Genomic DNA, 7,593 nt, shown 5'->3' with positions numbered 1-7,593 from the left:
TTGAGGTGGGGGTCTTACTGCCCATTAATGCAGCATAAAACTAATAAAAGAGTTTTATGCTAACGAATATGAACTACATACAATAAATAATTCAAATCAATAAAAGGCACTTTAGGGTGTTTTTTCTTTATGGAGTAGGATTATGAAAAGACAGATTTACAATTCTAAGCGACTCGTTGGTACTACCCCATCACCATCAAGCTAATATTTTCATATCCCCTTAAATTAAAATTTTCTTTCTCTACAGATAGTTATTCTGAGAAGCTGCTCATTTTTTCGTTTTGGGGGCATTTCTTTTTCTTAAGTTGATGGGCATATATGGTGACCCCTATTAGACGATAGTAAATTAACAATTTCGGGGTTCAGTTCAACTTTATTCAAAATAAGATTTTTTTTGCAGTAAAATCAATGTTAGTGGAAATTTTTTAAAAATTAACATAAATACTTGCAATATTTAAATTAGTACTATATAGTTCTAGTTATGACAAAGGTAAAATTAATGAATCAAAAACGTGTGATTGAAGTAGCTGCAACATTATTTTTAGAAAAAGGGTTTGCTTATACAAGTATGGATGAATTAGTACGTGTAAGCAAAGTTTCAAAGTCTAATGTGTATTATCACTTTTCTAATAAGGAACAATTATTAGAAGGGGTCGTTGATTATTGGATTGAAATGTATCAATCTGCAATTGATGACGTACTTTCTCAGAACCAATTTTTAGTTGAAGATCGTATCCAACTGTTTTTAAAGCAATTATCACAAGGAGTTCAGTCGAGAGAGTATAAGGGGAGCTGTCCATTTATTACTCTTTATATTCAAAGTCCTACACAGGCCACGCAAATAAAAGAAAAAATAGGTCTTTTTTTTACAGGATTACAAGAGAAAGTTTCTCTATTACTTAAACAAGGGGTAGAGAATGGAGAATTCAGAAATACGATTCATATTGATGAGGTTGCATCACTTTTTATTACAAATCTTGAGGGAGCGTTATTTATTTCAGAAACATTGAAAGATGCAACTGTAATCACGAAAACAGCAGATCATTTTTTTAAATTGCTTCGATAAAAGAAGCTTTTTTTTTACATCAAATTAGTACTAATTAGTACTACAAAGGAGATTTTATATGAGAACAGTATTTTTAACTGGTGGAACAGGCTTTATTGGAAAGCAATTAGTGAAAGAATTAGCCAAAGAGGATGTTAAAATTCTTCTTTTAGTAAGGTCGAAAAGTAAAGCAATACGCCTTTTTCAAGAAAGAGGCAGCTTAAAAAAGAAAGTTATGCACTTTATTGAAGGTGATTTGACGAAAATAGATTTAGGTCTAAGTGCTGAAGATAAGGAGAGGGTATTGAAAACGGATGTGATTATTCACGCAGGAGGCCCCATGGATATTCAAGCGACAAGTAAAGAGGCAGCTTCCGTATTTTTAAATGGCGCCAAACATATTAGTGAATTAGCTAAAAGTATTCATCAATTGAAGGGCTTGCAACAATTTATTCATGTTGTAGGTTATATGAGTCCCTTTGATGATAAAAATAGCAAGATTGCAATTGATGTGTTTAAAGAAGGAAACAATTATTTAAAAATAAAAAATCCATATGAGAGAACAAAATTTTTAGCAGATCTCTATATCCGTCAGCAGGCATCCGCAGTAGGTTATCCGCTTTCTGTAATTAATCCGCCAACTGTAGTCGGTAGTAGTAAAACAGGGAGTACAGAGCAGATAGCAGGATTAGGTTTGCTTGTGATGAGTATGCGAAGAGGGCTCATGCCAATGATTCCTGGAGGTAAGGGATATAGGTTACCACTTATTTCAAACGATGAGCTTGCGAAGTTTATTATGCAGGTTTTCAGATTGGAGCAACCGACTATTCAAACATATACACTTGTTGAAGACAAACAGTACGATCAGAACATTGCTGAATTATTAAGTATTATGTCGGAAAGTATGAATATGAGGGCACCAAAAATCTCTGTTCCAATGCCACTTATGAAAGCAATTATGAATAGTGGAGTAAGTAAAATAACAAAAATTCCTTCTGATGGATTGAATTTTATTACAAAACAAAATTTCCCAAATGTTTCAGCGAAAAAAATTATGGGAGGAGATTGGTTTAAGAAGACGAGTGTAATGAAATTTTTGCCTGCCGTAGTAGCTGATCTGGATTATCGAATGATGTATCAAAATGGCCAGCATAATCATTTATTTAAACGAACATTATGCGATAACACTACCCTTTACCAATTACAAGGAGAGGGTAAACCGTTTATTTTATTACATGGTTTATTGAGTGATGGAGAAGATTTATTTCCTTTAGCACAAGAGCTTCATGAAAAAACTGGCCAACCTATATGGATCTTGGATCTTCCAGGTTTGGGACGTTCTCCTTTTAAACGAGAGAAAAATCTTCTAGATATCTATTTGAATGTAGTGAAAAAGTTATTGGAGAAAGCTACGAATGGTGCACATTTAATTGGCCATTCATTCGGTGCGTTTATTCTTCTGGAAGCATTGGTACAAGAGTACATAGATAAGAAGTATGCAATCACTTTACTTCAGCCACCTGTTGCTAAAAAAAATGCTAAATCACTAAATGTTCCTCAATTTATGAACAAATGGACATTAAAATTAGCAACTACTAATTTGATAGAGCGTTATTTATTAAGTAATGGTTTGTTTGAAAGTATGGAGAGCATCCCTGAACATTATATTGAAAAGATAAGTAACAGTTTTACTTCTCCTAGAATTTTAAATACTACGGTTCAGCTTAACAGTTTACTACTGAAAAACGATCAAGGTGATTTCAATGAAGTAACAAAGTATAATCTTCACATTATTTGGGGGGATTATGACAGAGCCTATTCTGCTCCATCGCATCTTGGTAAGGTTGATTTTGTTCCATATGGCCATCATTTTCCTCTTAGCCATCCGAGTGAAACGGCAACATTAGTAATAAAAAATAGTAATACTAGGAGATGAGAGTGTGGGATAAATAAAAAGTGTGTAGTAAAATCGTTGTGTCTTTGAAATAAAATCGTACTGTTTTGGGTCCCACCCTATGCCCATCAACTTCAAGATTTTATAACACCCCAAAACGAAAAAATGAGATTTTTATTACAAGTAAGCACAATTTTTCGTTCTGAGGGGTAAAATAATATTCGGATGGGAGTCCAATACATATTATTAAAATTAAGATGGTTCAAGTCAGTGGAAGGCGCATTAAGGTGTCTTTTCTCTTTAAATTAAAAAGTTTGAGACATGGAGTCTTTAGTCATAATTACGACTAAAGGCTTTTTTCTATAAAAAAATTAAAACATAGTAAAAACGACATACTTACTTAAATTGTTTTTCGCTTTATAAACTACATCCAAAAAGTTGGATAGCTTCTTTTACTACTCATATTATTAATGAATAAAGCAATAACTACAATAACTACAATAACAACGGAGCCAATTAAAACTGGTGTTACTAAATAACTCCAACTATTTGCCCCTAAAATAACGATAATCGGATCGGCCCCTGCCGGAGGGTGCGTCGTTCTCGTTAACATCATAACGGCTATTGCCATCCCCACTGCTAAAGCAATTGTCCAATATTCATTCCCAAACAAATGATATATTGATAGACCAATGAAAGTTGAAATCAAATGTCCTCCAATAATATTACGCGGCTGAGATAATGGCGCATTCCAAACTCCAAACGCTAATACACAACTCGCCCCAAATGGAGCCATTAATAATTCTGTAGAGGTTATGCTCGTTAAATATGTTAAGGTAATAATTGTTAAAAATCCCCCTAGTAGTCCTGTTAAAGAGTCCTTTATATTTACTTGCAATGGACTTCTTCCTTTCCCTTTCATTTTTGTAAAATATCGTACACTTATTGGTTGAGGATCTTCTTGCTTAGTTGCTGTTATATTATCCATCGTTCTCCTCCTTTATTTACCAACAATTATAACTCGACATAACTAACCTGTAAATATTAATTTTAGAGGTTAGTTTAAAAAAAAAAAAAAAAACAAGAATCAACTGTTATAAGTTGATTCTCTAGACTTCTTCAAATTTTTGATCCTGAAATTTTGCTACCTTTTTCCGGTTCCCACATATTTTCATAGAACACCATTTTCGTTTCCCACTCTTATCTATAAATAATAAAACACAGTCAGGATTTGAACACCTTTTAAGGAAAATAAGCTTATTTTCTGCTATTAACGTTAAAGCATCAAATGCAATTAACGATGCGAGTACATCCTCGATTTCTCCAACCGGGATAGATACTAGCTGCTGTTCAATGATTTTATATGTAAATGGTGCTTTCTCAATTTGTGTTTCTAAATACGTAACAAAATCATTGGAAATTTCGTGCTGATCAGCAATTACCTCAAACTGTTTTCTCAGTACCTCTCTTACTTCCAATATAATAGATGTCACTTGATTCGTGCGCTCTTGAATCCTTATAAATGTTTTTTCATTCCAAAAAGGAAGACTAACCTTTATTACATGTAGCCATTCTAATACATCTTCATTTGTTATTAATAAATCATAACGTTGTCCACGCCTAACTAGCTCTGTATTTACTAAATCTAATGAGAGATTTCCAGATATAAGCGGGAATTGTTTTTTGTCCTGCATGTACTCATCACCTTCTCTTTAAATAATCATATTCCAAATTAATACAGAAGTGCAACTTTTTTATAAACTACAAAGTATGAAGATCCAAGCCTTTAGCCATAATTACGACTAAAGGCTTTTTGTAGATAAGTAAATGAAAAGGAGCTAATTTTATGGAACATAATAAAAATGGAGTGCTTGCTTTAATCGTTTTGTTTGTAGGACTAGCATTTTTTGTTATCGGTATGGTTTATCATTTATGGGGAACGGTTTAAAAATAAATAATAATTCATTTAAGAAAAAGTACTCGTATGAGTACTTTTTTTAATGTCATATAAAAACATTCTAAACTTACTTACATGCATACAATCATCAATTATAGTTATATAATTGGGAAGGTTGTAAATTATCAATCTATATCTATATTGATTAGGAAAGGAGCTAAAAATGTTAGAAATCATTTTTGTTGCTGTATTACTTTTATCTAGTATCATTCCCATCTTTATCAAACGGGGTTTGACGAAAAAAAATGGAGTCCTTTTACTAATAAATTATGCATTATTATTTGCCACCATCATTGTAATTGGTGCAAACTGGCGTATGATTCCCGCCTATTTCTTATTGTTCGTTTTAACATTACAAGTTTTTTTGAAACCAAAAACTACAGCCGTTTCTAAAAAGTTAGTGATGAAAGTTTTAAAAGGTTTAGGAATTATCGTAACTGCTATCGCAATGTTTACATTACCTTTACTTTTTCCGATCATAACACTCCCAGAGCCTACTGGAAAATATACAGTAGGAACGAAAGCTTTTCATTTAATTGATACAAATCGAAAAGAAACCACTGTACCAAATAATCATGGAAATCGTGAGTTAATGATACAAGTATACTATCCTGCCGCAAAAGGATCAGGGAAGCCTTCTGCCTATTTTGAGAACATAAACGAGCTGGCTGAACAATTGGCAGTAACAAACGGTGCTCCATATATCGTAACGACACATTTAGGGCTGACAAAAACACATTCTTATCAGAATGCTAAGCCACTTCAAGATAAAGAAAAATTCCCCCTCCTTTTATTCGGCCATGGGATGGGATTATATGGTCAACAAAATACATTCCAGTTAGAGGAATTAGCTAGTCAAGGCTATGTAGTAATCGCTCTTAATTTTACAGGATATGCAGCAACAACGATTTTCCCTAATGGAAACCGTGTAGACTCTATACCAATTGAATATACACCTACCGCCTTAAATACCATAGTTCAAAAATGGGAACAGGATACTACTTTTGTTTTAAATGAAGTAATAGAAGGCAATTTCGATAAAAGTTTTAAAACTATTGCAGACTTAATTGACTATGACAAAATTGGAATGTTCGGTCACTCTTTTGGTGGAGCAACTGCCGCACAAATGTTAGTGAAGGATACGCGTATTAAAGCTGCAATTAATATGGATGGTGGATTGTATGGCGATCCAATGCCTAAAGACGGTCCTCAAAAACCATTCATGTTGATGAATGCTGAAGCTACGATTCATTTTATGAAAGAGGCTGAGAATCCAAAGACAACCGGAATCCAAAATGAATTATTGGAAATAGTCTATTTAAGAAATAAAACCATTGAAAAACCGGGCGTGTACACAGTGGTAATTCCAAAAACAAACCATACTAGTTTTACAGATTTAGCAGCATTTTCACCTATTATTAATGAACCTGGCGAAGATGTAGCCACAAACTACAAACTAATTAATAAACTAGTAACTAGCTTTTTCGATCAAACTTTAAAAGGCAAAAGCGAAAATCATTTAGAAGAAATTCAGAAACAACACCCTGAACTTCCTCTCATTAAACACAAATAACTATTTTCCTAGTTATGTAACCCCTCCTTATGCTTGAGGGGTTTCTACTTTAACACAATCATAAAAAGGCCCCATTACTGGGGCTCTTAAAAAATAATAAGAATAAATGAATTAAAACAAATAACAGACAACTAAAATATATATGCTTAACATTATATAATCTATATATTTATGTAAAATTACATATATATATATATTATTATACGCTATACTAAAATAGGAGTCGACAATCGTTATTTTCTTCTTATTTTTAAAGCAATATGGATATACCTTCTTAACTCATTTGGATTGGATAAGAAAAGAAGACAGCTTAATTGATGTCTTCTTTTTTTATAATTTTATGAATTTTTTTGAGCAGCTGCTCTCCAATCACGAAAAGATGTTGGGCGTCCAGAAAAAGCTCTTTGCTTTGTAACAGATGGTTTTTCTTCAGGAGTCATTGTTTTTTCTTTAAGAGTCGCTGGTTTTTCTTTAAGCGTCACTGATTTTTCTTCAAGAATAGTCACAGCTGTTTGCATTTTCTCTAACTGTTCTTTCAACAATTGTTGTTCAATCTTTAAATCCGTAAGTAAACGTAAAATCATCTCAGAATTAGCCATAAGATCCTCCTTCCCCCAATACACAGAATAAAATACAATATGTAGCAGACGAAATACCGGTGACAAAAATAAGGTCGTCAACTCTTTTTAACTTCCAAAATCCTTTTATTTTTTTAAGGACCTGCTCCATTCATCCTTAAAAACATAAAGTAAATTAAATCCATTAATAAATGGTTTTTATGGAAGGAGGAGTTAATATGGGCTATGGCGGTAGTTGTGGTGGAGGCTGTGGTTTCGGCGGCGGATTTGCCTTACTTGTTGTGCTCTTCATCTTATTAATCATCGTTGGCGCTAGCTGTTGGGGCGGCGGATTCGGCTGCTAAGGAGAGGCACTCTTGAGAGTGTCTTTTTTTAATATGTGGCTCGTATACATATTGCTCAAATCTATATATTTTTTAAAAATATAGATTTAAAACATATTTCTCAATGAATAAAATAACTTAACATGGTAAAATAATATTTGGATGGGAGTCCAATATATTATTAAAATTAAGATGGTTCAAGTCGAAGGAAGGCACCTTAGGG

The 7,593-nt window shown here is 33.1% G+C and carries 7 protein-coding genes; 4 read left to right on the top strand and 3 right to left on the bottom strand.

Going from position 1 to position 7,593, the window contains the following annotated elements; genetic code table 11:
- Positions 1 to 499 precede the first annotated feature (499 nt).
- Together DN403_RS05655 and DN403_RS05650 are read left to right on the top strand one after the other, a co-directional pair.
- Positions 500 to 1,066 (top strand): TetR/AcrR family transcriptional regulator, encoded by a 567-nt coding sequence (locus DN403_RS05655; protein ID WP_001072299.1) that lies wholly within the window; start codon positions 500 to 502, stop codon positions 1,064 to 1,066.
- Between the two features lie 58 nt (positions 1,067 to 1,124).
- A complete protein-coding gene (locus tag DN403_RS05650) occupies positions 1,125 to 2,981 on the top strand; it encodes an alpha/beta fold hydrolase (protein WP_149185344.1) in 1,857 nt (618 codons plus the stop codon).
- A gap of 382 nt (positions 2,982 to 3,363) precedes the next feature.
- Here the strand turns inward: DN403_RS05650 and DN403_RS05645 are convergent, their stop codons facing one another.
- A complete protein-coding gene (locus tag DN403_RS05645) occupies positions 3,364 to 3,927 on the bottom strand; it encodes an HPP family protein (RefSeq protein ID WP_149185343.1) in 564 nt (187 codons plus the stop codon).
- 121 nt (positions 3,928 to 4,048) lie between these two features.
- Positions 4,049 to 4,633, bottom strand: a complete 585-nt coding sequence (locus DN403_RS05640; protein ID WP_149185342.1) for a CGNR zinc finger domain-containing protein — start codon at positions 4,631 to 4,633, stop codon at positions 4,049 to 4,051.
- A 426-nt stretch (positions 4,634 to 5,059) separates the two neighbouring features.
- Here DN403_RS05640 and DN403_RS05635 point away from each other — a divergent pair, with 426 nt between their 5' ends.
- Positions 5,060 to 6,469: an alpha/beta hydrolase family protein gene (locus DN403_RS05635; RefSeq protein ID WP_000889698.1), complete on the top strand. Its 1,410-nt coding sequence runs from the start codon at positions 5,060 to 5,062 to the stop codon at positions 6,467 to 6,469.
- Between the two features lie 338 nt (positions 6,470 to 6,807).
- Here DN403_RS05635 and DN403_RS05630 read toward each other — a convergent pair whose 3' ends face one another.
- A complete protein-coding gene (locus DN403_RS05630) occupies positions 6,808 to 7,068 on the bottom strand; it encodes a hypothetical protein (RefSeq protein WP_000013691.1) in 261 nt (86 codons plus the stop codon).
- 197 nt (positions 7,069 to 7,265) lie between these two features.
- Between DN403_RS05630 and DN403_RS05625 the strand changes: the two genes are divergently transcribed.
- Positions 7,266 to 7,391: a YjcZ family sporulation protein gene (locus DN403_RS05625; RefSeq protein WP_000540377.1), complete on the top strand. Its 126-nt coding sequence runs from the start codon at positions 7,266 to 7,268 to the stop codon at positions 7,389 to 7,391.
- Positions 7,392 to 7,593: the final 202 nt, after the last annotated feature.

Source organism: Bacillus sp. AY2-1, assembly GCF_008368965.1.
GTDB lineage: Bacteria > Bacillota > Bacilli > Bacillales > Bacillaceae_G > Bacillus_A > Bacillus_A thuringiensis_S.
The sequence above is the reverse complement of the archived record's forward strand: the minus strand, read 5'-3'. Positions and strand labels throughout refer to the sequence as shown.